Raw genomic sequence first — 25474 nt, 5'->3', positions numbered from 1 at the left:
CGAGTCGTTCGTCCCGGTATCCAAGGCCGCAGACACCCAGTCGGCCGCAGGGGGACGAGAATGACCAGAACACGATCCTTGAAGGCCGCCATTCTGCTGTGCTTGATGATACGGGCCGAGGCCTACGCGCAAGCGCAAGCCGTCGATATTCCGCCCGGCGACCTGGCGGCGACATTGGAGTCCTTCGCGAAGCAAACCGGGATGGAACTGATCTTCTCGGCGGATCAGCTCGAAGGCTTGCGTACGCAAGGCGCCAAGGGCGCGCTGACTCCGGAACAGGCGATTTCGAAGCTCATCGAAGGCACGTCGCTCACGATGCGCATCGATCCCTCCGGAGCGATCCTCATCGCGAAGCCACAATCCCCGGCAGCGGTGGCGCCCGCGGCGGATCCCAGACAGACCGCGAGTGACGCCCACCCTGGAAGCTCGCTCGAAGAAATCATCGTCACCGCGCAGAAGCGCGCGGAAAACATCCAGGATGTTCCGCTCGCCGTCACGGCGGTGACCGGTGAGCAGCTCGAGATAGCCAACGTACGCGAGTTCGGCGAGCTGATGAAAGTTTCGCCCTCGCTTTCGATTCGCCCCGCCGACTCCGCCCAGAACGCATCCATCAACATTCGTGGCATCGGCACGTTCGCGTTCAGTATCGGCGTCGAATCCGCCGTCGCCATTCAGATCGACGACGTGCCGCTCGCCTTTCAGGCACGGGCGTTCTCCGATTTGACGGACATCGAGCGCATCGATGTGCTGCGCGGTCCGCAAAGCACGCTGTACGGCAAGAACGCTTCGGCGGGACTCATCAACATCGTGACCAAGGCGCCGGGCGACAGCTTCGCAGGTCGCGCCTCGATCAGCGCCACTTCGGACGACGAATATGCCGGAAACATTTCTCTCTCGGGTCCCGTGACGGAGGAGCTTTCCATCGGATTTGGCGCAGCCTACCGCGAGTTCGACGGCAATGTCTCGAACCTGACGACCGGCGAGACGGTCAACGGTTCGGAGAACTCCAGTGCGCGCTTGCGTGCGGTGTGGGAACCCTCGGCTGGAATGTCATTCGATCTCAACCTCAACTATGCCGAGGTCGATTCCGATCCTGTTTATACCTACCGGGTGCTGTCACCCGATGTGCGCCTGCGGGGCAATGCGACCCAGACGCGCGACATCATCATGCCGGGCATCACGCCGGGATCGGACAACCTGCAGGTGACGCTCGACGATCAGCCGTTGTTCCGCTCGGAAGCTTTTGGCCAATCGTTGCGGGCGAGCTTCGATCTGCCGCAGGGTTTCACCCTGCTGTCGATCACAGCCTACGATGAATATGAGTCTTTCGATCGCATCGATTCGGATCGCACCCAGACGACCGTGCTGCGCAACTTCGCCGACGGCAGATTCGACGCCGATTCTTTGACGCAGGAGATTCGGCTGCTCTCGCCATCGAGCGGAGCCGTGCGCACTACCGCGGGCCTCTTCTACGCAAACTCGGAGCAACGCCGCGAGTACAAGCGTGGCCCTGCCTTCTCATTGGCGGAATGGAACGCTACCGCGGGCTCAGAGCAGATTGCACTCTTCGGCCAGGCGGACTGGGAATTCGTGCCTCGCACGACGTTGACCCTTGGGCTGCGCGGCCAGCGCGAGAAGGTCGACTACACCTTCAATGATTTGCGCACGACGCCCGTCGCGCACTTTGCGGGAGACTCCACCGACGAGGTGACCACCTATCGCGTCGGCGTGAAACACGATCTGAGCGACGATCTGATGATGTTTGTTTCATACGCCCGGGGCCACAAGGGCGAGGCTTACGACCTGACCACCGGCTTCAATCAGACACGCGCGAATCTCGGCCCGATTCTGGCGGAAAAATCGGACGCCTATGAAGCGGGCTTCCGCGCCCAGATGTTCGATCGTCGTTTCACCCTGAACGGCACGATTTTTCATACCGATTATCGCAATCTGCAGATCCAGTCGATCGAAGACATCCAGGGCGTTCCCACCTTCAGGCTGACGAACGCGGGCGAGTCGCGGACGCGCGGCGTCGAGGTCGACTTCATGGCGCGCCTGTTCAACAGGTTCAATCTGTTCGGCGGCCTCGCCTATCTGGACGCCGAGTTCATCGACCATCCCACGGCAACCTGCTACCCCGGGCAGACCGCCGCGCAAGGCTGCACCGGCACGCCTCCTCGTCAGGATCTATCGGGCACGCGGCTCGGCGTGCCGCAATGGCGTGCAAACACCGGCTTCGATGTCACTGTGCCGATCGCCGGCGACCTCGAGGGTTTGCTCAGCGGCGCATTGAGCTGGCAGAGCCGCACCCCCAGCGTCGATCCGTCCACACCGATCGACGCCTACACCATCGTGAATCTCAGCGCGGGCGTGCGCATGGTCGATCGCGGATGGACGCTGCGTCTGTTCGTTAACAATGTTTTCGACGAGGGCTACGTGGTGGCGATCGGCAATCAGTCTGGCACCTTCGGTGGGCAGCCGGCCGTCGACTTCCTGCCACCGCGCGACTTCGAACGCCATGCCGGAGTGCGCTTGACCAAAGAGTTCTAAAGCTGCCTCTGCAAAACCCGGCCTGCCAGGAAAAGTGTCCCACATCTGAACCAAGGAGAAGGAAGATGGGCAACGTGCGCCTGCGCGTGGGTGTCACCACGCTACTCGCTCTAGGCTTTTCGGTTGCTGCTGCGGATGATGCTCGCGGCAGCGGCGGCCCTCGTGCGCGACCGCTTGAGAATCTCGACCGCGGCATCGTCGCTGTGCGCGCCAGCGATACGCAGGTGCTGGTGAGCTGGCGCCTGCTCGGGCTGGATCCGAAGTTCCTCACCTTCGATGTCGAGCGTTCAACGCATGGTGGCCCGTTCCGCAAACTCAACAAGAAGCAGCTGAGCGGCGGCACCAATTTCCTCGACACCACCGCCGACTTGAGCAAGATGAACGCCTATCGCGTGCGCCCCACGCTCGGTCCGCTGAAACTACCAGCCAGCGCTGCGTTCAATCTGCCGGCCAATCGCGCGATCGAGCCGATCGTTCGTGTTCCGTTACGTGCCGGTCCTCCCATCAAGTTTGTATGGGTGGGTGACCTCGACGGCGACGGCGCCTATGACTACGTACTGGACCGTCAGGCCGTCCCGCAGCGTATCGAGGCGTATCGCAGTGACGGAACCTTTCTATGGGAAGTGAACCTCGGACCCAACAGCACCAATCAAAATAACATCGAGGGTGGTTCGTCCACCGTCAACGTCGGCCATAACGACGGCGTCACAGTGTTCGATCTCGACCTCGATGGCCGGGCCGAAGTGGCCATCCGCGTCGCCAATGGCGTTGTCTTCGGCGACGGCAGCACGCATACGGAAGTCGACGACCTGCATCAGTCCATCGCCATTCTCGATGGCCGCACTGGCGCGGCCAAAGCGACGGCGCCGGTGCCGGACGATCACATCGTGGACGGGCCGATGTATGCTCGCTTCGGCGTAGGTTACCTCGACGGTCTGCGCCCAAGTCTGATCGCCTACATGAAGAACCGCGTCGGCAATGGCGGCTTCAATCTTCAGTACACCGCCTGGAGCTACAACGGAAGCTCACTGACCCAGCGTTGGAAATTCGATCGAGGCGCAAGCGGATTGGATCTTCCCGACGGACACAACACGCGCATCGCCGACGTGGACGGCGACGGCAAGGACGAAGTTGGCGAGATCGGGTTTCTGCTCAACGGCGATGGCTCTCTGCGCTACACGCTCGCCCCGCAGGGAATCATTCACGGAGATCGTTGGTTCCTCGCCGATATCGATCCCGCGCGGCCTGGACTGGAAGGCTATGGCATCCAGCAGGACCACCCGAGTGGGATGCTCGATTATTACTACGACGCCAACACCGGCAGCATGATCTGGCAGCACTTCGCAACCGCACCGGGTGCGGATGCCGGTCGCGGAATGGTGGCTGACATCGACCCGCGCTTCCCCGGAATGGAAACGTGGTCCATCAACGGCGAGGTCAATTACACCAGTACGCCCAATGGCGTGTACAACGCGGCAACCAATCAGCTGGTCGAGCCCGATACATCCAAACAGCCGTGGCCGCACATGGGCGTGTGGTGGGATGGCGACCTGCTGCGGGAACAATTCGCCACCGATCCCACCCCGGCCAACCGAGACGCCAGGATCGTCAAATGGGATCCCGCGAACCCGGCCGATCCGTGGGCCCTGCCCCGTCTGGTGACTACCTCGGACTACGGCGCCGCCACTGCTCTGGGCAACTCCGTCTACCCGCTCATGATTGCCGACATCCATGGCGACTGGCGCGAAGAGGTGCTGCTGACCAACGCGGCGTTCGATGAGTTGCTCATCTTTACAACGGATCAGCCCACTGACATTCGGCTCTACACGCTGGCCCACAACCCTCAGTACCGCAATGACATGACCCTCAAGGGCTACTTGCAGTCCAGTAACGTCAACTATTTCCTGGGCCACGGCATGACGACTCCGCGCATGCCGAATATCAGGTACACGGCGCGGCACCACTCACGTTGAGAGGATCCCAGCGGGATGCAAGAGAAGACCATTGGGGCGCTAGCCGCCGCTTGTGTAGCGGCGGCGCTGTGGGGCACTCCCGCACGCTCACATGACGCGTCGAAGGTTGTTCCCTCGGAACGTGCGACCTACAACTTGAATCACGGCTGGCGCACTTCAACCGGCGACGTCGTCGGTGCTCAGCACGAGCAGTTCGAGGACTCGGGTTGGAGCGTCGTTACGCTGCCGCATGCCTTCAACGAGAAGGAGGCCTTTGCGCGCGATATCAAGAAGTTGTCGACCGGCGTCGTCTGGTATCGAAAGCGCTTCAGCCCCCCCGCGCGCTGGACAGGAAAAGCAGTCCTCGAGTTCGAAGGCGTTCGGCAGGCCGCCGAGGTGTGGGTCAACGGCCGATCGATCGCTGTTTCGGAGAACGGTGCGATGGCGTTCGGCGCCGACATCACCGAGGTGCTGAACCCCGGGACGAATGTCATCGCCGTGCGCGTAGACAACGACTGGAAATATCGCGAGCGCGCGAGCGGCAGCGGCTTTCAATGGAACAACGACAACTTCAACGTCAACTACGGTGGCATCACCAAGAATGTCAAACTGCACCTGACGCCATCGATTCATCAAACCCTGCCCCTGTTCGCCGGCCTGGGCACGACGGGCCAGTACGTCTGGGCCGACCAGTTCGATCTCGAGAACCAGGCAGCCACCATTCATGCCCAGTCCGAGGTTCGCAATGACGACGCCGTGCGCCGCGAGGTCTCCTATACCGTCGAGGTGCGTGACCGCGCCGGGAAACGCGTCGGCAAGTTCGATGGCGATCGCGCCGTGCTGGAGCCTGGCGAAATGCGCACATTCGCGGCCGCTGGACGGCTGCAGCATCTGCATTTCTGGAGCTGGGGTTACGGTTATCTCTATACGGTGACCACCAGCCTGATCGAGAACGGTCGGGTGATCGATAGTGTGGACACCGTCACCGGCTTTCGGCATGCGCGTTTCCAGAACGGCATGGTCGAGCTCAATGGCCGAGCGATTCAGATGCATGGCTACGCTCAGCGCACTTCGAATGAATGGCCCGCGGTCGGCGTGTCAGTGCCACCCTGGATCAGCGACTTCTCCAACGCGCTCATGGTCGAGAGCGGAGGGAATCTGGTGCGCTGGATGCATATCGCTCCCTCCAAGCAGGACGTGCGCTCCGCGGATCGTGTCGGATTGCTCCAGGCAATGCCGGCCGGCGACGCAGAAAGCGACGCAGAGGGCCGGCAGTGGGAGCAGCGCCTGGAGCTGATGCGTGACGCCATCATCTACAACCGCAACAGCCCCTCGATCCTCTTCTACGAAGCGGGGAACGAGAGTATCAGCGAGACGCACATGAGCGAGATGAAGGCGCTGCGTGATCGCTACGATCCTCACGGCGGTCGCGCGATCGGATCGCGCGAGATGCTCGACAGCCAGACTGCCGAGTACGGCGGCGAGATGCTCTACGTGAACAAGAGCGGCGATATCCCGATGTGGGCGATGGAATATTCCCGGGATGAGGGCGCACGGTTGTACCAGGACAACTTCACCCCTCCGTATCATCAGGACTCTCCGGACTACAATCGCAATCAGGACAGTCATGCGATCGAGAGCGTCCGACGCTGGTACGACTTCTATCGCATCCGCCCGGGCACCGGAGATCGGGTCAGCTCAGGCGGGGTCAACATCATCTTCTCCGATTCCAACACCCATTTTCGCGGCGTCAACAACTACCGTCGCTCGGGTGAGGTGGATGCCATGCGAATTCCCAAGCAGGGCTTCTACGCTCACCAGGTGATGTGGAGCGATTGGGTGGACAGCATCACCCCGGCGACTCACATCATCGGTCATTGGAACTATGTGCCGGGGACCCGCAAGGACATCAATGTCGTCTCGAACGGCGAGTTCGTCGAGCTGTTCGTCAATGGCCGCTCACTCGGACGCGGCGCCAGGAGCGCTGGTTTCCTGCACACATGGAAGGCTATCGAGTGGTCCGCGGGAGAACTCCGCGCGCTGGCAACGCACGCCGATGGCAGGCAATCGGAACATCGAGTGGAAACTGTCGGCGCGCCGGCAGCATTGAGGCTGACGCCTCGCACTTCTCCTCGCGGCTTCGTCGCCGATGGTGCGGATATCGCGCTTGTCGATGTCGAGGTGGTCGATGCCAAAGGCCGGCGCGTGGTCACCGCTAACAACATGATTAAATTCGAGCTGGATGGACCCGCCGAATGGCGCGGAGGGATCGCGCAAGGCGATTCGTCGGGGAAGGGTCGCCTCGATCGTCCCGCCCAGGAACCCGGCGCAGTGAATCCGCAGACGCCCCACAAAGACGCTGTCACTCACTTTCCAGGAACGGCGCGTCACCAGGACAACTACGTCCTCGCAACGAAACTGCCGGTCGAAGCGGGGATCAACCGAGTGCTCCTGCGGGCCGGGACGCAACGCGGCGTCGTTCGCCTCTCCGCGACTGCCGATGGTTTGAAGGCAGCCACGGTGCGCATTCCCACCGTCCGCCCGAAACCTGTGGTGAATGGCTTGTCGCTGGATTTTCCCGAGAATCATCAGCCGGGCCTGCTGACACGCGGACCGACTCCCGATCTCCCCACCTTCCGCGTCAGCCGAACCACGTTGAAGCCCGCCGCAATCGTTGCTGGCGCGAACCAGTCCGCCGCGGAAAAGACCACGGACGATAACGAACTGAGTCGCTGGACCAGTGATGGACATCCAGGGTCGGCGTGGATCGAGTACCGCTTCGATCAGCGGGTGTCGCTGAGCGAGATCGAACTGAAGCTGGTCGGCTGGCGTTCACGTTCCTATTCACTCGAGATCACAGTGGACGGGAAGACTGTTTGGGAAGGCGAAACCGAGCGATCGCTCGGATACGTGCATCTGCCCTTCGCTCCGATTCGTGGCTCCGTCGTGCGCGTGACACAAACAGCCCCGGTCCAGGACCGGGATGCCTTTGGAAACGTCGTCGAACTGAACAATCCTCGCGCCGCCGGCGACACGGGCGCCGACGCCGTTCCACCCGGCTGGACGCTGGGCATCGTCGAAGCCGACTTTCACGGTCCAGTCGAGCGCTGATACCGGAGTGTGGGGTCATCTGACAGGGGAACTTCAGGAGCAAGTGTGCCTGCCGTCTCGGTGGGGACCATGCCATCGTGGCCCGATGATTTGCCACGTGGTTGACTAGTCATGATGCACCCGACCCAAAAAAGCGCGCATCAGCGCCGCTGCTTCCTCGAGGTGAGTCTCCAGTAGCCAGTGGCCCGCATCTTCTAAGAGATGCAGCTGCGCGTCGGGTAGATCGCGAAGATATGCCTTCGCGGCGCCGGCCGGCATGTATCCGTCGCGCGGACCCCATACGATGAGTGTCGGCGGTTTGTATTCGCGCAGATACGCCTGGTAACGTGGAAACCAGGCGGCGTTATCCCACCAGCTCGCAATGACATCGATATGAATCTCGCGACGTCGAGGCGTCGTGAGCGCCCAATGCAATGTCCATAGGTCCGGCGCGATGCGTTTCGCCACCTCACCTTCCGAGCCATTCAAGAACTCCTCGCGATACCCCTCCTCGCTCACAGCCGCGGCGAGGCTGGCTTTCGCTTCGGGCGACGGATCACGCCGGAACTCCTTGAGCGATTCGTACTTCGGCCCGAGCTCGTCTTCATAGATATCTCCGTTCTGAATGATCAGCGCGGCGATTTGCTGGGGCTCGCGCATTGCCAGGCGCAATCCGATCCAGGTCCCGAAATCGTGCAGGTATAGCGCGAATCGCTCAGCACGCACCGCCTGCGCAAATGCCGACAAGAAGGCGGAGTAACCATCGAAGTCGTAGGCGAAATCCGCGGGCGTGGCGCTATACCCGCATCCGGGAAAATCCGGCGCGATCACGCGCCACCGATCGGCAAGCAATGGGATCAGGTTGCGAAATTCGTACGACGAGCATGGATAGCCATGCGGCAGCAGCAGGACCGGCGCATCCTTACGCCCGGCTTCCCTGTAAAACACGTCGATTCCGTTCACATCGGTCCGCAGATGCTCCACATGCGTCATGGCCTGACCTCGCGGAAGAAAGACCAACAACGCACGATTCGGAAACGAAGTTCTGCCGGTCGCGGCTCACAGATGTCGATTTTCGCCCAAGGCTTCGTATAAAGGGGCGGAACACCACCTTCGACGAGGAACGCCCATGAACAGGCGAGCGCTCCTGTAGCGTCCTAGCTGGCTTCCGAGAGGGGGACTACGTCGAGCATGGTTCCCCGGCACGACCGAGCCCCGCATCTGCACAGATAAACCTTCAGATCTTCGGGATCGTCGCCGCTGTCCCAGGTGAGCCGATAGTCGAATACCAGCTCCTCGCCCACCTCGATGTCGCGCAGCGCCTCGAGGAAGATCCGACCCTCATCGTCGACAGCTTCGCAATTCGGCTCGCAGCTATGGTTGATGAATCGGGACACGTTGCCATTGGTGCCACAGTCGATCACGGTGTCCTCGTCCACATAGAACATGAACGTGTGACCGGCCTCGGTCTGCTTCTCGTCGAAGCGGCGATCCGACTCTTCACTGGAGATGCGCTCGCCCACGATCTCCACGATGGTCTCGCCGGCGCGAATGCGCTCGACTACGTAAACCCCGAGACCGTGAATGCTGGACCGACGCGCTTCGATCTTAAGTGTCTGCTCGCTCATCTCGTCTCGACGCCAAGGCGGGACCCTGCCCGAACAAAGCGGCGGATGATATCGAGAAGCGGTGCTCAAGATCCATCACCCTGCGTGCGGCGGGAGATCCCGGGCAGGGTATTGACAGTCGCTCGTAGCGGTGATCGTGCGGCCGTGGGTGCGCGCTACAGCAGATGGGCTGTCAACATCAGTATCAGCAAGGAGGTCGGCCGCGCGTCGTCATCATCCTGACGCAGCCAGTAAGCGTCGACGGAAACGGAGCGCCCAAAGTCGAAGCCTAGTCCAGCCCCGAACAAGTTACGAAACCACCCCCGACCGCCGTTCTCATAGAAAGCCTCGTCGAGCAGCTGCACGCGCATGACATGCCCATCCAGGCTCACCGGATGCGTCAATCGAATCCGGTTTCGGTATCGGGTGGCGCCGGCATCGCTGAACACCCAAAGGTTCCGATCGTCAATGCGAATCGCGCCCAGATCCAGAAGCAGCGTGGCGGCCGTCCGAAGTTGCTGCTCGGTCTCGCCTCCCTCGATCGCCACAATCGTCGGCGCGGCGGTCAACTGCAGATGCGAGGACACCATGGCTCGCGCTTCGACAATCCCGAGGCCGGCATCGGTACGACCGTGCACGCCGATGCTCATCGCGTTGAGGGAAAATCTCGGCGGCTCATCCGCGAGCGCGGCGCCACTCGTAACCGACAGTCCGGCTGCGATACCTACTGAGCAGAGCAACTCGCGCATCGAGCGTTACATCGTGAAGCCGTCGATGCGCTCGATTGTGACCGCGAATCCCTGATCGCTGAATCATATGTTCCTATCACGTAGCTCGGCCGCTATGCCTCCCCGCGGAGCAGTTTCAGCCTCTAGCGGGGCGCAGCCGGCTTGGTGCGGCTTGCGAGAGGAGAATCGCAGAGAGCCGGGGCGTCGCCGCCGGCGTCTACAACTTCTCCAGCGCGTCGGTCAGCACCAGCGTATTGATCTTGCGCAGCTGCTCGCTCAGAAACTTCGTATCGTTGAAGAACTCCTCGATCGGGCGGGCGTCCAGATTGCGCCACACGTGCTTCTTCAGTTGAGACAGGGTGAGCTTGCGGTAGACACGCTTACCCTCACGATTCTCGAGCATGACGTTGGCGTCCAGAATGGGAACCTTCTTGTCGAAGTCGTCTGGAAACGGCACCAGGCCGTAGTTCTGGATGCGCACCGTCAGTGTGGCGTCCGCCTGCTCCTCGCTGCCGACCACTTCGTAGCCTTTGGCAGTGAGCAATTCCATCGCCTCGAAAGCGACATTCGCGGCCACGTCGATGTTGTTATCGGCCAGCAGTTTCGCATACGCCGCTTCGATATCGGTGGTCTTGCTCTCGGCCAGGAACGCTCCCAGTGGGCCGCCGAGCAACGCGGCAGCAACCCCGCCTCCGCCGACGATGTCTGGCTTGGGCGGCAGCTCGACGGCGCCGACGTAAATCCGTTTGATCTCGGCCTTGCCAGCGGCTGCCGCGGCCGGGTTCCATGGCAGCAGCACGATCGAGAGCAGCAGCGAGAACAGGCGCATGCCTTTCATATATCTTCCTTGTGCAAACAGCCCCGAGCGGCCAGGGCGGCCACGCCACCTTCTGGCCCGAATCAGAAGATCATATACAACCCGATCTTACGGAGGCCACTTTCAGACGTTAGATCCGTGACGCACTCGGCAGGCGTATCGCTTCATGATCGAAAGCCGGTTCAGGCCAGTGCGGCAGCGGCGCACGTTGAAGCTGTCGCCAGCAGGTTCGATATCTGTTCGGAAGATCGACGTATGCGAGTCAATTCGATGTCCAACTTCAATCTGATACGTGTTCCCACGGGAGCTGCGCGTGAGCGCTTGTTACCGCTGCTCTTGCTGGCGGATGAGTCAGTGGAGCAAGTCCGCTCTTATATGCAGTCGGGTGAGCTTTACGCCTATTCCGCGAGCGCCGATACAGACCAAGTTGCGGGAGTTGTTCTTGCGATTCCTGTCGAACAGGACACGGTCGAGCTCAAAGCAGTGGCGGTCGACCGACAACTGCAAGGGCGAGGCATCGGAAAGCTGATGTTGCAGAGGGTCCTCGAGGATATCCGAGCAAGCGGCGTCAAACGAGTTCTCGTCGGTACCGCCAACGCGGGCATCGGTCAGCTCGCCTTTTATCAGAAGGCGGGCTTCCGATTGCTGCGTATCGAGCGAGATTTCTTTTCGCCCGAGCGAGGTTACCCGGAAAACATGGAAGACAATGGCATTCGCCTGCGCGACATGGTGTGGATGGATCTCGTCTACCCAACGGCCACATGAGTCGGCTCCGGACTGAGGCGAGGCGGGTTCGCGCAACTGTCAAAGCTGCCGTCCCCGCCACCGCCCTCATGGAAGCCTCAAATCGTCTTCGCCAGCGCCTCCAGTTGCCGCGCCGTCTGGGTCCAGCCCGGCTCGAAGCCCATCTCCTGATGCTGCTTCTTGGTTTCCTCGTTCCAGTGACGAGCGACGGCTCGGTAGCGCGTCTTGCCGTTGCCGAGGTCCTCGAAGGTGATTTCAGCGATCATGAACGGGCCCGACGGCCGGAAGTCCGGCGTCACCGCATCGGTAGTCACGATCTTTTTGTTTGGCACGACTTCCAGATAGATGCCGCCATTGGGGAACTCCTGGCCTTCCGGCGAGGCCATGACAAAGCTGAAACGCCCGCCGGCGCGAGGCTCGATGTCGACGCTCTTGATGGTCCACGGCTCGGGCGCGAACCACTTTTTCAGCAGGCTCGGGTCGGTGTAGCAGCGAAACAGCTTGTCGGCCGGTGCGTCGAGAGTGAGATCGATGGCAAGTTCGTGAGTCATGACAGTTCCTTGGCTTGATGTCAGAAGAAAATTCGTGTAGCCGACCTGGCCCGAGAGCCATTCTTGGCAGCTGACACTAGGACGTCGGACCTGGCCGGATTCCGACATCGCTGGATCACTTCGTTCGCTCTCTCAGTTTAACAGAGCCGGCCGTCAAACCTTTTCAATGGCACGCGTACCTTGCGGCCGGCGCGACCACCGGCAGAGAGTGTTCCCATCGGGCGAAGACAGCAACGCTGGAATCCAGATTGACGGGATCGTGCTATATGAGGGCATCGCGCCCGAGCTGAACCTCAGCTCGGCTTCAAGCTCGAATGTCGACAACTCCCGGCATTCGCCAGCCTCTCGTTCGGAACGTTCACCTTGCTGCCGAGCGGACCGGGAGCTTCCGGATCTCACCCCCTGCCGAACGGTGAGTTGCAAGAACCGGGCGGATGGAATTGACTGGTTCGATCGTGAACTGCCAGTGGACGGCATGATCGTCGACTTTTGCTCCAACGCACCCCGACAGTTAGCGGCACCGAACTGCGGACAACGGTCATTCGCCGTCGGTCGACACCGTGACCGCCTCCCATGCACGAATCTCATCCTCAAGCGCCGACAGCTTGGTTCGCACGAGACCGAGCGCATCGCTGCCGAGTAAAAGATGTGCAGGCGGGCTATCGGCATCGATCGCAGCGAGCATGGCGCGCGCAGCTTTGCGAGGATCGCCCAATTGCTTGCCGCTCTTCTCCTGACGAGCTTTGCGAACCGGCTCGAAGATCGGATCGTAGTCCGCTATCGAACGAGGCGTTCGCACCATCGAGCGGCCGGCCCAGTCGGTGCGGAACGACCCGGGCGCCACGGCGGTCACCGAAATATTGAACGGCTGCACTTCCTTGCCGAGAGCTTCGGAGATGCCTTCGAGCGCGAACTTGCTCCCACAGTAATAGGCGATCCCCGGCATCGTGATGTAGCCGCCCATCGACGTGATGTTCAGAATGTGACCACGGCGGCGTGCTCGCATGAACGGCAAAACAGCCTTCATCATGGCCACCGCGCCGAAAACGTTCACATCGAATTGCCGACGCAATTCCGATAGAGGCGATTCTTCCAGGATGCCTTCGTGGCCGTAGCCGGCGTTGTTGACCAGGACATCGATGGGCGCCACGCTCGCCTCGATCTCTGCCACCACGCCGCCGATGGCGTCGAAGTCGGTCACATCGAGTACTCGTCCGAAAGCCGCCGCGGACAGCGATTCGAATTCCCGCTTCGCCTCCGCTTTTCTCACCGTGCCGACCACCCGATGACCGACCGCAAGCGCCTGTTCCGCGAGCGCCCGACCAAAGCCGCTGCTGACGCCGGTGATGAGCAGAGTTTTACTTGAAGCCATCGTTGCACTCTCCCGATTGTTGCCCGGTGGGTGCATACTCCTCTGACGAGCGGGGCCAAGAAAGCGCCGATTCGCTGATTCTCTTGCACAAAGCTATGACCCCGAAGCAGGCTTCCCAGCACCCCGAACTCTCCGCGGCCAGTCGCAAACGCATGATCTCCCTGCTGCGTCAGTTGGCTCCCAACGAGGGTTACAACCTGACACCGATATCGAGCGTCCGCATCCTGCGTTCGAATCGAGCGCTGTCTCGCACGCCGGTTCTATACGATCCCGGCATAGTCATCGTTTGTCAGGGGCGCAAGCGAGGTTACTTCGGCGGCCAGCTGTACCTATATGACGAGCATCATTACCTGGCCGTGTCCGTGCCTGTGCCCTTCAGCATGGAAACGGACGCAACGCCGGAGCGCCCCCTGCTCGCGCTATATCTACATCTTGATTTCACAATGGCCGCTGAACTGGCGGCCCAGATCGACCGTCAAGAGGCCGCCGAGCCCGTGCATGCGCCTCGAAGCATGACCTCTTCGCCAATGGATGAAGCGATGCAAACATCCGTGTTGCGCTTCCTCGAAGCGATGCACCGACCGCTCGAAGCCGCCATCCTCGGGCCAAGTCTGTTGCGAGAGCTGTACTTCCGTGTGCTCACCGGCGGCCAAGGGCGCTCGATGCGAGAAGCCTTGGCCATGCGCGGGCAGTTCGGGAAGATCGGCAGATCGTTGCGCCTTATTCATGCAAGCTACGCGCAGCCGCTGGATGTGACGCAGCTCGCCGAGGAAGCGGGCATGAGCGTCCCGAGCTTCCACAGCCACTTCAAGGTGATCACGCAGGTATCGCCGATGCAGTACGTGAAATCGACTCGGCTGCATCAGGCTCGCTTGTTGATGGTGCGCCAGGACCTGACCGCGGAAGCCGCGGGTCACGCGGTCGGTTACACCAGCCCGTCCCAGTTCACCCGAGAGTTCAAGCGGCTTTTTGGCTTGCCGCCAGCCGCCGAGGCGAAGCGTATGCGCGAGAGCTTCGCCATTCCAGCGGCGTTCGCCGACGCGACGTATGTATCGTCGCATTGAGCCCACACGCTACTCTCGCGCCGCCCGGCCGCTGCGGAACGATCTCTTGTGATCAGCGCGCGGTGAGCAACCAAAGAAGGCTTTGTAGGCACGACTGAACGCCGCTTCGGACTCGTAACCGATGGCAATGCCCACCTCACCTACCCGAGCGCTGCGCTTCACCAGCATGTCTCTGGCCAACGTCAGGCGCCACTCGTTCTGATATCGCAATGGCGAGCGCCCCACCAGCGCAGTAAATCGTGCGCTGAAACTCGATCTCGACATCCCTGCGACTGATGCAAGCGCCTCGATGCCCAAGCGTTGCAATGGCTGCTCATGAATTTTTCTTAATGCGCGAGCGACCCGGGCGTCGGCGAGCCCACCGAGCCATCCGGCCGCGTGGCCCTCATGCACCCAGGTGCGCAAGGTGCGGATGACGATGAGATCGATCAGCCGCGAGATCATCAAAGCGCCTCCCGGTTGCCCATCGTCGACTTCGCGCAGCATGTAGTGGACCAGGCCCTCCAGCCACGCGGCGGCTTCCTCTCGCCTGATTCGAATGAGCCAGGGCAGAGCGAACAGCATCGCCCGCAGACTCTGAGCATCGAACCAGAATCGGCAAACGACCAACGCAGCCGGGCCCTTGACCGCTGCGATACGCAGATCTTCAACATCGTGCGGGAGCAAAAACAGATCGCCGGAATCAATCGTCGCTGGAGACTCCACGCCGCGCGACACCTGCAAACATCCTTTCTGGAGCACACACACGTGCGCCGCCCGCGCCTCCAGTTTCATGCGGCCCTTGGCCGGCAGTCGGCACGAATAAACTCGATCCCCCGTCAGCCGGATCTGCGACAACACCTGCGACAACAGGTCTCCGGTGGCGATTCCTTGCAGCTGCAGCTCCGGACGAACGATCAAGTCTTGCAGCGATTTCATCATGTCAATGCCGGCGGTCTGCCACTAACTTATCGCCTGCAGTATAGCGACTACCACGCTGTCACATAGGACCCCTACGATGTTTGGCATTTCTCCTCTGGGCTGGGTGCATACGCTCGGCAGCTTGCCCGCCATTCCTTTGGCCATTTACATGTTCGCCCGCCACGGTCGCATCGTTCCCAGATCCCGACCGGGTGCGATCTATTTCGTCTCGATGTCGATCGGCGCCGCCTCGGTGTTCCTGGTGGCGCATCAGCCGGTAAGCAACGCGATCGGCCTGGTCACGCTCATAGTGCTGTTGGCGGGTTACGGCGTCGGCCTGACGAAGCGGCTCGGGCGTGCAGGTGTGTATATCGAAACGATTTTGCTGACTCTCTCAGCGTTCCTGCTGATGGTTCCCACCGTCAGCGAGACACTGCGCCGCGTGCCTGATGGGCATCCTTTGGTCACCGATCTGAACTCGCCGCTACTCCTCGGAGCGCAAGCAAGTCTGCTGGTCGCGCTCCTCGTTGGCGTCACGGCGCAGGTGATCTACTTGCGGAAGCGGCGAATGAGCGGCGTCGGCTTCTGAGTGCCCTGGTCAGAAGCGTGCACGCACACCGGCGGTGATGTGCCGCCCGCTATCCTCCAGGTGCAGCAAGCGCTCTTTGAATGCGGAGTAGCTGCGAGTACGTTCGTCGGTCAGGTTCACGCCCACACCGACCCAGCCGAGGGACAGTGAGCTCGCGCCAACAGCACTGGCCGGATCACTTGCACATGGCGCATCGCTCAAAGCTTGGCCATTCGTCAGAACCTGCCTCGGAAGCCGGCGATGAAGCGTCGCTCATAGCCGAACTGATAGGCCTTTTGACTTTCCCATTGGAAATAGTAGTTCTCGTACTCGTTGGTCAGATTGAGGCCTTGCAAATACGCCGTGAAACTCGGCGTGATGTCGTAGCTCACCGAAGCGTCGATATAGCTGGTGGAGGATTGATAGACCGTGAGCCCCTCGGTTCCCCAGACTTGGTTGAAGGCCTCGGCTCGCTTGCTGCGATAGTTCTGGGCGATGCGCGCTTGCAGGCGGTCGCTTTCGAACCACAGCACGAAGTTGGTCTGATGCTTGGAGTTGCTCGGGAACGGCAAGTCCTCGCCCACGATATCCGTGCGCCCGGAATCGCTCGGCGAGTACGTGTAGTTGGCGTCGACACCGAAGTTGCTCCAGATACCCGGCAGTTCCGAGAACGCGTGTTTCGCCGAGAGCTCGACACCTTCCAGCGTGCCGCCCTCGCTCTGCACATTCGTCAGCACGTTCACGGTGCGGCGAACGACGCCGTCCTGATCGGGCAGCTCCATGGGCACCGTGCCGCGTTCAATGAAGCTGTCGACCTCGATGTGGAACAACGCCGCGGCGAGCATCGTCTGGTTGTTCACATACCATTCGATCGAGCCGTCAAAGTTCTTGGAGCGCCACGGATCGAGCTGCGGATTGCCGTTCGAGTTGGCGCCCACGATGATGAATCGTCCGCCCTCGGCGTTGGAGATCGCATACGACGGCGTCAGCGCGCCGCCCCATTGCTCCAGATCCAGCAGCGTCATGGTCTTCGAATAGCCCATGCGCAACTTGACGGAGTCGCTCAGATCGAACGTGAAATTGAGCGACGGCAGATAATCGTTGAATTCTCGATCGGTCATCACGTCGCCGGCATCCCTATTGGCTGCGCCATAGGGCTGAGGCGCACCGACGCTGTTCTGGACCACGTTCAATTTGGTCTTGATCAGGCGCAGCCCGAGGTTCGCCGAGTACAGCACATCCTCGCCGCCGTTCAGTCTACCTTGCAGGTACGCGGTCGTTTGATCGACGTCCACGCCGAACGAATTGCCCGGGTTCATGACTTTCACATTGCCGGGGAACAGGTTGTTGTGGAACGCGAGCGGGTTGTCCATCGCTTCGGGATTCAGGACGTACATGGGTGGCACGCCCTGCGCATTCCCGTAGTCGGTAATCCGGATCACGTCATTGCCAAACGAGGACAGTGGCATGCGGCCGAGCGCAGTGTAGAAGCCGCCCGCATCGCCCGCCGTACACGCGCCGTCGATGCCGCCGCCGCTCAACACGACGTCGGTCGCTTTCCACTTCACCAGACATCCGGTGCCGTTCGAGGCGGCGCCGGCGTAGAAAGGCGCGAGATAGTCGTAGCCCAACTGCTGGGTTTCGCGTTCGCTGTAGCGGATGCCGGCATCGAGCGCGAACTTCTCGGTGAACTCGTAGCTGCCATCCAGGCGAAACGCAGCCAGCTCTGCTTCGCGGTCGAAATTGTTCTCCGAGGACAGAGCGCCGATCGAGTACGCGTCGAGATTGTTCACGATGTCGGGGATCCCCGAGAAGCGCACGTGCTCGCCGCGATAGTCGGCCGTGATCTGCGGAAAGCCCTCGTAACCGTTCGGATAGGGATTCTGCACGCCGCCCGGATAGTAGTTGTTCTGAATACCCCACTGGCTGCCGTTGGCAAGATCGATGTCGGCGAAGCTATTGACGATGTTCTGCTCGGCGTCGGCCAGGATGGCGCGAGCGCTGCCTTTGAACTTGCCGCCGTTGTCGAAACTCAGCTCGAGGTTGAAGTTTTTCGAGTTGGCGTCGGTTCGCGCCACTTGCGAGAAGGACTTGAAGCGCCGTGTGTCGAGCAGGAATCGATCGACCAGGATGAGCTCGCGCAGATCCTCGACGGCCGGATCGCTGTCCACGTCGATCATGGCGCCACTGCCCCGCGACGATAGCGGCGTGAACCATTCCCATCGCTGCCACTTATCCTCGGCGGACATGCCGGCGGTACGAACATACTGTTCCTGATCGGTGTAGAACGCATCGGCCGTCAGCTGCACGGCGTCCGTGATGCGCACCTGGAAGGATGTGTTCAAACCGATGCGATCGCGCTCGGTGAACCGATTGAACGCGGTGTGACCTTGATAAGAAATCACCACGTCGTTCGTATCGCCGTCGCCGTTCACATCGCCATTCACGTCGCCCGGCCAGGCGCTGCCCTCGTTGGGACGGCCGCTCCAGCCATGGTCGCCTTGCATGCCGCTGTAGTAATTGGCCAGATTCACATTGGAATAGGCGACCGATACCAGCGCGCCGAAGCGATCGTTGTTCCAGGCAACCATCAGATTGCCCTGCGGATCCAGCTCTTCAGCGCCATCGCCATAGGTACCCTCGATCGCGGCCGAGGCGGTCAGGCCTTGAGGCAGATCGAAGGGCCGACGGGTTCGCAGATCGACGGTGCCGGTCAAGCCGCTGCTGAGCAGGCTCGCCGTGGCGGTCTTATAAACATTCGCGCCCGCGAACAGCTGTGAGGGCACGTCGGTGAAGTTGGGTTGTACGGTGGTGATCGAGTTAGCGCCGAGAAACTGCTCGCCATTGAGCAGCGTAGAGACTTGCGGCAAGCCGCGCACCGCGACCTGACTGCCTTCGCCGGCATCGCGGCGAATCTGGATGCCGGGTATTCGTTGCAAAGAATCGGAGATGGTTACGTCGGGCAGCTTGCCGATGTCTTCAGCGGAGATCGCGTCGACGATCTGCTGCGAATCGCGCTTGATGTCGATGGCGGCCTGTTGAGCAGCGCGCACGCCGGTGACCACCACTTCCTCCAACCCGCCCGCGCTTTGATCCTGCGCCAACCCGACATTGGCGAACAGCGCTACGCTCGTGGCCGCCATCCATGGACCACGCCGCCACCGCACACTCCGTGCTTGCATCTTCAGCCCCCCTGTTCGATCGATCCGTTGTTTGCCGGCCTTCGCACGAGGCCCGTTGAAGGCGATTCTGCTGCCGCGCTTTTGGCCTTGTCAATAGATTCTTATATTTGTTTTATTTAAATATCCGAATGTCGCCGAGGCAAATCTACAGGGTGGGCTCAGGAATGTTTGCTGGCGAGCGCCGATTCTTCAGCCGGACGCAATGACGTGGCGCTGAACTCCGCGATCGCAGCCACCAGGTGATACAAAGAGCTGGCTGGCGCAGGCTCCTCGACGAAATCCGCTCGCTCGTTCATCCGATCGCGCCACAGCCCAGCCGTCTCGGTGCGCAGATAGCTTTCGATGGCCGCTGCAGAACGTTGCGCGTTATTCAGATAGCGTGGCGAACGCGTCAACGCCCAAGCGGCACAGTTCGCTTTCAACCTTTCGGTCTGTGGCCATAGCCTGGCCTGCACATCTCGCACTCTCCCGTCGAGCCAGATGGAGTTGATCGCCACGTCTCTCGTCCGATCCACGCCGCGGCTTTCTGCGCCATCGATAAGCGACGTAGCGAGCTTTGCAACTCGCTCCTCCTCTGTTCCTGAGCACCACCGTAGCAGCAGCCAGGCCCATTCGAACTGGTGCCCCGGCTCCACGATCGAACCGGTCTCGTCATTCGCGGGATGCCAGTCGTCGGTGTAGAACTCCCGGATCTGCGAAGTCCGCGCGTCTATGAGTTTGGTGCACGCGAGTTCCACGACGTTCGCGGCGAGGCGGCGCCATCGCTCGTCGTGATCTATCGCCCGCCACGCGAGCGCCGCTTCCAACAAATGCATGTGAGAGTTGCTCGTGGCTGCGAGCCTGCGATCGGGAGCTTCGAAGAATCCACCCGCTGGATTGGCGAGACGACCGTGTAACGTTTCCAGCAATGTATGGGCACGCTGACGAAGCGATAGGTCGTGGAATACGCCGTAGGCGCTCGCATAGCCCAGTAGCGCAAACGCTTGGTCGTAGAGCAACACGGAGTCATCGACGCAGCTGCCGTCGGGCGCGACACAGGTGCGAATCAGCTGATCGGCCCGCACGTAATGCGACAAGAAGAAATCCAGAGCGTGCGCGACCGCCGGTTTCGACATTCCATTCACGCCGAACTCATCAGCGAGACTGAATGCGAACATCTGCCGCGGATGCAGTCGCGCACGGCGCGGGCTGGTGACAGGTTGGCCGTTCTGCTCGAGACGTTCGTGAAATCCGCCGTGCTGCCGATCTGCGCCGCGAGACCACCAAAGTGGATAGGCGTCTTCAACGAGCCAGCGCACCAGACGCGCCCTGCTCGCATCGAGTACTGTCAGTTCAGCGGCCATAGCCTGGCCGCGCCCCTGACACCCGAGGAATCTCCCCAGCGTGCCTGCACGATACGCGGCTCCCAGGCATCGGTGAACACATACGAGCGCACCACCGGCGGCAGCTTTTCGTACAGCTCGCGAACATTCGACATGCCGCCGCCGATCACAATCGTGTCCGGGTCGACGATGTTGCAAATGACCGCGATCCCTCTACCCAACCGATGGATGTAACGGCGCACAGCGCTCAGCGCAGCATCCTCGCCGCTGCGTGCCAGCTCGATGATGTTTTCCGCGGACCTCTGAATATTCGTTTGCATGGCGTAGTCCCGCTGCAATCCGCTGCCGGACACCCATGTTTCCAGGCAACCTCGCTGGCCGCACCAACAGCTCGGTCCTTCGACTTCTTCATGCGACGGCCACGGCAACGAGATATGTCCCCATTCACCGCCGACGCCGTGCGCACCTTCGACGAGTTGCCCATTCACGATGAGTCCACCACCGCAGCCTGTTCCCAGGATCACGGCGAAGGCAATCTTCGAGCCTGCCGCCGCTCCGTCGGTCACCTCGGAGAGCGCCAGGCAGTTGGCGTCATTCGCGATCCGCACCGGTCGTCCCAATGCAGAACTCAGATCCTCATGGAATCTGCGTCCATTCAACCAGACCGCATTGGCGTTGCGCATCGCGCCGGTGCGCGGCGAGATAGACCCGGGTGTACCGATCCCGATGGTGCAATTGCTTGTTCCGGCTTGCCGCTCGGCGCCTTGCACCAGCTCGCAAACCATCTTTAGGGCAGCATCGTAGTTCGCCGGCGTCGCACTACGGATGCGCGCACGGAATTCGCCGTCGCCATCGATGGCAGCGGCTTCGATTTTGGTCCCTCCGAAGTCGACGCCGATTCGTATCAACGCTCGCCCCCGCCGCCGGCGCGTTCCCCCATGAATGCGCTGAGCCTACTTCGGCGAATTACAAAAGTAAATTTATTTAATGAGGCCGGACATCGGAAAGACAGGCCGATGGAACTAGTCGGCGGAGACTTTCATCAGCGCCGAGCGGGACGGCAGCAGTCGTTCCTGAAAAGGCAGAATGGCTGCGCCGATGGCGGGAGCGTCCGTAGCCATGGCGGCTCGCATGACCGGTGCGATCTTGGGAACATCGCCTGCCCTGCTGCGCAGTCGCTGGTTCAGGCGTTGCGCCAGCTCATCCACGAGCTCGCCCGGCAGTCGACCGCCGATAAACACCGCCTTGGGATTGACGAGGCAGCTCACTGCCAGCAATGGATCCGTCAAGAAGTCCGCTGAGTCGGCGATCCACTGTGCGACGACTGCCTTGCCCTTCGCATCGAGAGACAACAGATCTTCCGGCCGGGAGGTTGTTCGCTTCTTCTCGGCCAACAATTCATACAACGCGGACAACGACACCGCCGCCTGCAACGAATGGGCCTTGGTACGACGCGAGCGCAGCGGCAGGAAACCGATCTCGCCGCTACGACCGTCCGCGCCACGGAAATAATTGCCGTCGATGACCAGACCACCGCCCAGGGAAGCGCTGATCAGCAGGTAGAAAAACGTCGGGCTGCGCAGGCCGTGTCCAAACTGCAGCTCGCCGATGGCGGCGGCCGCGGCGTCGTTCTCGACCAGGATGGGTTCCGGCAGGACGTTAGCCAGCATCTTGTTCACATCCACGGTGTTCCAGACGCCGTAGCTGGCAGGACGATGCGGCAGGTCGATCTGGCCAAGATCGTCGGGCAATGCCACGCCCGTTCCGATGATTTTGCTCCTCGCGAACTGGCGCGTTCGTAGCATTTCTTCCATCGCGGTTCGAGCGAAGCTCACCACGGCGTTGGGCAGCGCGAAGTCGATCTCGTCGGTGATGCGCGCCCGGACGTTGCCCGTCACATCCATCGCCACGACGGTGACGTGGTCGCGATCGATGTTCAAGCCGATGGAAAAGGCGCCATCCGGGTTGATGGCCAGGCGCTTGGCGGGTTGACCGCGTTTGCCACGCAGCCGCCCCATTTCGACGATCAAATCCTCTTGCAGCAGACGATTGGTGATGTTGGCGATCGAGGGCGGAGTCAACCCGGTGATACGCGCCAGATCCTGCCGGGTGATCTCGCCATTCACGCGAATCGCCTGCAACGTCACCCGCTGGTTGTAATCCGCCGCGCGCTCGAGGTTGGTGCCTGCAAGACTGCTGTGTTTGGGAGGTCGCTGAGCGGCCCGGCGCACACGGTGGTTGATTTGCATGGCGCTTGACTCTACTCAAACACCTCCGCCGTGGCCAGCGCCGTGCGTGACTGGTCCAGCCCGCCCACCACCAGCACCTTCCCATTGTGAAGCGGCGTGACCGAATGCAAGAACCTAGCGGTGGATAAAACCGGGCCATCGCGCCGGACTCCATCGACGCTCACGATCTCGGTTGTATCCGTGGCGCGGCCCACCATTCCGTGAAGCCCACCCACGAGCAGCAGTCGCGAGTCGACCAATCTGCCCACGTCGAAAGAGACGCGGGCGGTTGCCATCGAAGCGAACGGCGCAAAGGTACTTGCGGCGGGATCGAAGCGAAGGATGGAGCCGGTCGGCTCATCGTCCGCATTCACTCCGCCCAGGATGAGAACGCCGCCATCGACCATCGTATGTGCTACGTGTCGCGCTCTCATATCTGGCTCGGCCATGGGCAGCAACGTCGAAGTAGCAGCCACTGGATCGTACAGCTCCGGCGGCGCGGGCTGGCCATCGACGGTGTACCCGCCATAGATGAGCACAGCGCGTTCGTTGATGCGGACTGAAGTGTGTTCTGCCCGCCCCACGTGCAGCGGTCCCGCCAGCAGCGTGAACGTGCCCGTCGCAGGATCGTAGATCTCGACGGTGTTATCCGCGAGCCCGCCATTTCTCAGACCGCCGGAAATGAGCACCGTGCCATTCATCAGCAGACTCGCGGCCGCATACACCCGATCCGTCGACGGAGCATTGGCCAGCGGGCTGACCGCCCCTGTTTCGCCGTCGATCAGTTCAGCGCGTGGCGAGCCGGTTAGCGCTCGAAGACCGCCGGCGAGGAGCACGTCACCGTCGTACAACTTCACAGCGATAAAGCCGACGCGCCCGGTGGCAAGTTCGCTGATTTGGGTGAAGCGCTCTGTAGCAGGATCGAATGCCCAGACGGCGTGAGGGAACACGGAGCCGTTGTCGTCGCCACCGAATATGATGACGCGCCCATCCTGCAAGGTCGCTGTCGCGTGTTCGGCTCGATTGAAAGGCATATCGAGGGCACGCATGCGCTCGCGATAGCTCACATTCAGATCGAGATCGCGCGACACCGACTGCGCGCCGCTGGTAACGATCAACCTGTAACGAATGGTCCGAGTCAGATTGCTGATCGTGATCGGCTGGCCGCTCTGCACCGGGATCTCATCCGGCTGCAGAACGCCGGTTCCATTCGCAAAGACTGCCGTGAGTTGCGCACTGTCGCCCACGTTGTACGCCGAACGATCCGATGTGAACTGAGTGATCGTCGGGCCAGCGGGCGGTGGCGGCGTGCCTCCACTTCCTCCACCACCACAGCCGCCGAGAAAGAAAGCCGTGAAGACGAACGCCGCCGTCCTCTGAAAGAATGCAGTCACACGCCGATCCGTTAAGTGTATGTCGGCGCGCAGAGTGGCAAAAACCAGGCCGCGTCGCATCAGCCGAACGGGCTATTGAACCGAGGGTTCGGGCGCAAAAAGCACCCGCTGCATCGGTATCTGAACCCCACCGTTGGTGGGGTTCAGTGGGCGCCTCGGATCAGCGGGGCGTCAGTCGCAGCAGCCGTCCTCCGGAGCTGCCTTGTTGATCTTCCAGAACCCATATCGCTCCGTCCGGGCCTTGCTCCACTTCCCGAATTCGCTGGTTCAAATTGATACGCTCGACCTCACGCGCCGTGGCGCCACTGATTGCCACGCGGATGAGCCCTCGCGCGGAAAGACCGCCGATGAGCGCGTTGCCGCGCCATTGCGAGAACAGATTGGCGTCATAAAAGATCAGACCCGCAGGTGAAATGACTGGATTCCACCAGACTTCGGGAGCATTGAACTCGGGCCGGGTGTGGTGATCGGGGATCACCCTGCCATCGTAGTGATCGCCGTTGGAGACGATCGGCCAGCCGTAGTTGGAGCCGCGCTCGATGATGTTCAATTCGTCGCCGCCGCGAGGCCCCATCTCATGGGACCAGAGCCGGCCCTGTGAATCGAACGCGAGTCCGTAGACGTTCCGATGTCCCAATGACCAGATCTGCCGGGCGACGCCGCCCTGACTCACGAACGGGTTGTCGGCCGGGATGGAGCCGTCATCGTTCAGCCGCAGGATCTTGCCCAGGGTCGTGTTCATCTGCTGCGCCGGTTCGAATTGATTGCGCTCGCTGGAGCTGATCCACAGACGGCCGTCCGAGCCGAACGCGATACGACCGCCGAAATGGTTCGGTCCCGTGACCTTCGGCGACTGGCGCCAGATGACTTGCACGTTGGACAACGAACCGCCGCTTTGCGGACTCAAGCTAAGCCTCGCACGCGCCACTGCTGTGCCACGCGTGTTGTTCGCACCGGCTTCAGCGAAACTGAAGTAAACGAGATTGTTCGCCGCGAATGCCGGATGCAACACCACATCCAACAATCCACCCTGTCCTCCATAGGACACGGCGGGCACACCCGTAATCGTGGCTGTCGAACCGTCCACCGTGTACACCTTCAGCTGACCTCTCTTTTCGGTCACGAGCAGTCGGCCATCGGGTAGAAACGTCATTGCCCAAGGCTCGTTGAACTGCGCCATGGGCGTCGCTACAACTGCCTGCGCGGCTATCAAAGGAGCGGCTGTGGCTTTACTGCTGACGGTGCCGTAGACGGCGAGAAGCACAACGGTGGCTGCGAACCCTGTAACTTTCCTCAGGTTCATGCTTGACTCCTCCGTGAGATTTGAATGGGGCCGGAGCGGAATGATCGGCCCCGCGCGCAAGTTCCCGCTGCGAGTCGGAGCCGGAGCGTGGCGCGCTTCCGA

General features: G+C 61.4%; 20 protein-coding genes. 6 read left to right on the top strand and 14 right to left on the bottom strand.

From position 1 onward, the window contains the following. The first annotated feature begins 60 nt into the window (after positions 1-60). From JM946_RS08855 to JM946_RS08845, 3 genes are all read left to right on the top strand, one after another. The gene (locus tag JM946_RS08855; protein ID WP_203166927.1) at positions 61-2550 is read left to right on the top strand and encodes a TonB-dependent receptor domain-containing protein; all 2490 of its coding nucleotides are present in this window, start codon (positions 61-63) and stop codon (positions 2548-2550) included. A gap of 65 nt (positions 2551-2615) precedes the next feature. Further along, positions 2616-4523: a rhamnogalacturonan lyase family protein gene (locus tag JM946_RS08850; protein WP_203166926.1), complete on the top strand. Its 1908-nt coding sequence runs from the start codon at positions 2616-2618 to the stop codon at positions 4521-4523. A 15-nt stretch (positions 4524-4538) separates the two neighbouring features. Continuing rightward, on the top strand, positions 4539-7613 hold the full coding sequence (locus JM946_RS08845) for a glycoside hydrolase family 2 protein (protein ID WP_203166925.1): 3075 nt from the start codon (positions 4539-4541) through the stop codon (positions 7611-7613). Between the two features lie 105 nt (positions 7614-7718). Here JM946_RS08845 and JM946_RS08840 read toward each other — a convergent pair whose 3' ends face one another. From JM946_RS08840 to JM946_RS08825, 4 genes are all read right to left on the bottom strand, one after another. Continuing rightward, a complete protein-coding gene (locus JM946_RS08840; protein WP_203166924.1) occupies positions 7719-8585 on the bottom strand; it encodes an alpha/beta fold hydrolase in 867 nt (288 codons plus the stop codon). A gap of 164 nt (positions 8586-8749) precedes the next feature. Next, positions 8750-9220, bottom strand: a complete 471-nt coding sequence (locus tag JM946_RS08835) for an SET domain-containing protein (protein ID WP_203166923.1) — start codon at positions 9218-9220, stop codon at positions 8750-8752. A 155-nt stretch (positions 9221-9375) separates the two neighbouring features. Then, a complete protein-coding gene (locus JM946_RS08830; RefSeq protein WP_218042704.1) occupies positions 9376-9849 on the bottom strand; it encodes a DUF2490 domain-containing protein in 474 nt (157 codons plus the stop codon). 295 nt (positions 9850-10144) lie between these two features. Further along, positions 10145-10765, bottom strand: coding sequence for a hypothetical protein (locus JM946_RS08825; protein WP_203166921.1), 621 nt, complete (start codon positions 10763-10765; stop codon positions 10145-10147). Positions 10766-11080: 315 nt separating this feature from the next. On the opposite strand from JM946_RS08825, the gene JM946_RS08820 reads away from it, so the two are divergent. After that, the gene (locus tag JM946_RS08820; RefSeq protein ID WP_218042703.1) at positions 11081-11509 is read left to right on the top strand and encodes a GNAT family N-acetyltransferase; all 429 of its coding nucleotides are present in this window, start codon (positions 11081-11083) and stop codon (positions 11507-11509) included. 77 nt (positions 11510-11586) lie between these two features. Here JM946_RS08820 and JM946_RS08815 read toward each other — a convergent pair whose 3' ends face one another. Together JM946_RS08815 and JM946_RS08810 are read right to left on the bottom strand one after the other, a co-directional pair. Continuing rightward, positions 11587-12039: an SRPBCC family protein gene (locus JM946_RS08815; RefSeq protein WP_203166919.1), complete on the bottom strand. Its 453-nt coding sequence runs from the start codon at positions 12037-12039 to the stop codon at positions 11587-11589. Positions 12040-12577: 538 nt separating this feature from the next. Then, positions 12578-13411 carry an oxidoreductase gene (locus JM946_RS08810; RefSeq protein WP_203166918.1) on the bottom strand — a complete coding sequence of 278 codons (834 nt, stop codon included), beginning with the start codon at positions 13409-13411 and terminating at the stop codon, positions 12578-12580. 152 nt (positions 13412-13563) lie between these two features. On the opposite strand from JM946_RS08810, the gene JM946_RS08805 reads away from it, so the two are divergent. Then, the gene (locus tag JM946_RS08805) at positions 13564-14475 is read left to right on the top strand and encodes an AraC family transcriptional regulator (protein WP_218042702.1); all 912 of its coding nucleotides are present in this window, start codon (positions 13564-13566) and stop codon (positions 14473-14475) included. Between the two features lie 9 nt (positions 14476-14484). Here the strand turns inward: JM946_RS08805 and JM946_RS08800 are convergent, their stop codons facing one another. Then, positions 14485-15396, bottom strand: a complete 912-nt coding sequence (locus JM946_RS08800) for an AraC family transcriptional regulator (RefSeq protein WP_407700510.1) — start codon at positions 15394-15396, stop codon at positions 14485-14487. Between the two features lie 76 nt (positions 15397-15472). Between JM946_RS08800 and JM946_RS08795 the strand changes: the two genes are divergently transcribed. Continuing rightward, on the top strand, positions 15473-15964 hold the full coding sequence (locus tag JM946_RS08795; protein WP_203166915.1) for a hypothetical protein: 492 nt from the start codon (positions 15473-15475) through the stop codon (positions 15962-15964). A gap of 9 nt (positions 15965-15973) precedes the next feature. Here JM946_RS08795 and JM946_RS29955 read toward each other — a convergent pair whose 3' ends face one another. The 7 genes from JM946_RS29955 to JM946_RS08765 all read right to left on the bottom strand — a co-directional run bounded on the left by JM946_RS29955 (position 15974) and on the right by JM946_RS08765 (position 25372). Next, positions 15974-16165 (bottom strand): hypothetical protein, encoded by a 192-nt coding sequence (locus JM946_RS29955; protein ID WP_218042700.1) that lies wholly within the window; start codon positions 16163-16165, stop codon positions 15974-15976. Positions 16166-16179: 14 nt separating this feature from the next. Continuing rightward, complete coding sequence (locus JM946_RS08790; protein WP_218042698.1) at positions 16180-19125, bottom strand: TonB-dependent receptor; 2946 nt, start codon at positions 19123-19125, stop codon at positions 16180-16182. Between the two features lie 158 nt (positions 19126-19283). After that, positions 19284-20468 carry an AGE family epimerase/isomerase gene (locus JM946_RS08785; protein WP_203166913.1) on the bottom strand — a complete coding sequence of 395 codons (1185 nt, stop codon included), beginning with the start codon at positions 20466-20468 and terminating at the stop codon, positions 19284-19286. Next, entirely contained in the window at positions 20453-21355 is a 903-nt protein-coding gene (locus tag JM946_RS08780) for an ROK family protein (protein WP_203166912.1), read from the bottom strand. The genes JM946_RS08785 and JM946_RS08780 overlap by 16 nt, the downstream gene beginning before the upstream one ends. A gap of 114 nt (positions 21356-21469) precedes the next feature. Next, positions 21470-22696, bottom strand: coding sequence for an ROK family transcriptional regulator (locus JM946_RS08775; protein ID WP_203166911.1), 1227 nt, complete (start codon positions 22694-22696; stop codon positions 21470-21472). Positions 22697-22707: 11 nt separating this feature from the next. Next, entirely contained in the window at positions 22708-24069 is a 1362-nt protein-coding gene (locus JM946_RS30250; RefSeq protein ID WP_203166910.1) for a Kelch repeat-containing protein, read from the bottom strand. Between the two features lie 160 nt (positions 24070-24229). Next, a complete protein-coding gene (locus JM946_RS08765; RefSeq protein WP_203166909.1) occupies positions 24230-25372 on the bottom strand; it encodes a PQQ-dependent sugar dehydrogenase in 1143 nt (380 codons plus the stop codon). Positions 25373-25474 lie beyond the last annotated feature (102 nt).

The sequence above is a fragment of the Steroidobacter gossypii genome (genome assembly GCF_016801985.1).
GTDB classification, from domain to species: domain Bacteria; phylum Pseudomonadota; class Gammaproteobacteria; order Steroidobacterales; family Steroidobacteraceae; genus Steroidobacter; species Steroidobacter gossypii.
The sequence above is the reverse complement of the archived record's forward strand: the minus strand, read 5'-3'. Positions and strand labels throughout refer to the sequence as shown.

Coding starts and splice junctions, on each gene's coding strand:
- JM946_RS08855 (WP_203166927.1), top strand. CDS start 61: ATGACCAGAACACGATCCTTGAAGGCCGCCATTCTGCTGTGCTTGATG.
- JM946_RS08850 (WP_203166926.1), top strand. CDS start 2,616: ATGGGCAACGTGCGCCTGCGCGTGGGTGTCACCACGCTACTCGCTCTA.
- JM946_RS08845 (WP_203166925.1), top strand. CDS start 4,539: ATGCAAGAGAAGACCATTGGGGCGCTAGCCGCCGCTTGTGTAGCGGCG.
- JM946_RS08840 (WP_203166924.1), bottom strand. CDS start 8,585: ATGACGCATGTGGAGCATCTGCGGACCGATGTGAACGGAATCGACGTG.
- JM946_RS08835 (WP_203166923.1), bottom strand. CDS start 9,220: ATGAGCGAGCAGACACTTAAGATCGAAGCGCGTCGGTCCAGCATTCAC.
- JM946_RS08830 (WP_218042704.1), bottom strand. CDS start 9,849: ATGAGCATCGGCGTGCACGGTCGTACCGATGCCGGCCTCGGGATTGTC.
- JM946_RS08825 (WP_203166921.1), bottom strand. CDS start 10,765: ATGAAAGGCATGCGCCTGTTCTCGCTGCTGCTCTCGATCGTGCTGCTG.
- JM946_RS08815 (WP_203166919.1), bottom strand. CDS start 12,039: ATGACTCACGAACTTGCCATCGATCTCACTCTCGACGCACCGGCCGAC.
- JM946_RS08810 (WP_203166918.1), bottom strand. CDS start 13,411: ATGGCTTCAAGTAAAACTCTGCTCATCACCGGCGTCAGCAGCGGCTTT.
- JM946_RS08805 (WP_218042702.1), top strand. CDS start 13,564: ATGATCTCCCTGCTGCGTCAGTTGGCTCCCAACGAGGGTTACAACCTG.
- JM946_RS08800 (WP_407700510.1), bottom strand. CDS start 15,396: ATGATGAAATCGCTGCAAGACTTGATCGTTCGTCCGGAGCTGCAGCTG.
- JM946_RS08795 (WP_203166915.1), top strand. CDS start 15,473: ATGTTTGGCATTTCTCCTCTGGGCTGGGTGCATACGCTCGGCAGCTTG.
- JM946_RS08790 (WP_218042698.1), bottom strand. CDS start 19,125: ATGCAAGCACGGAGTGTGCGGTGGCGGCGTGGTCCATGGATGGCGGCC.
- JM946_RS08785 (WP_203166913.1), bottom strand. CDS start 20,468: ATGGCCGCTGAACTGACAGTACTCGATGCGAGCAGGGCGCGTCTGGTG.
- JM946_RS08775 (WP_203166911.1), bottom strand. CDS start 22,696: ATGCAAATCAACCACCGTGTGCGCCGGGCCGCTCAGCGACCTCCCAAA.
- JM946_RS08765 (WP_203166909.1), bottom strand. CDS start 25,372: ATGAACCTGAGGAAAGTTACAGGGTTCGCAGCCACCGTTGTGCTTCTC.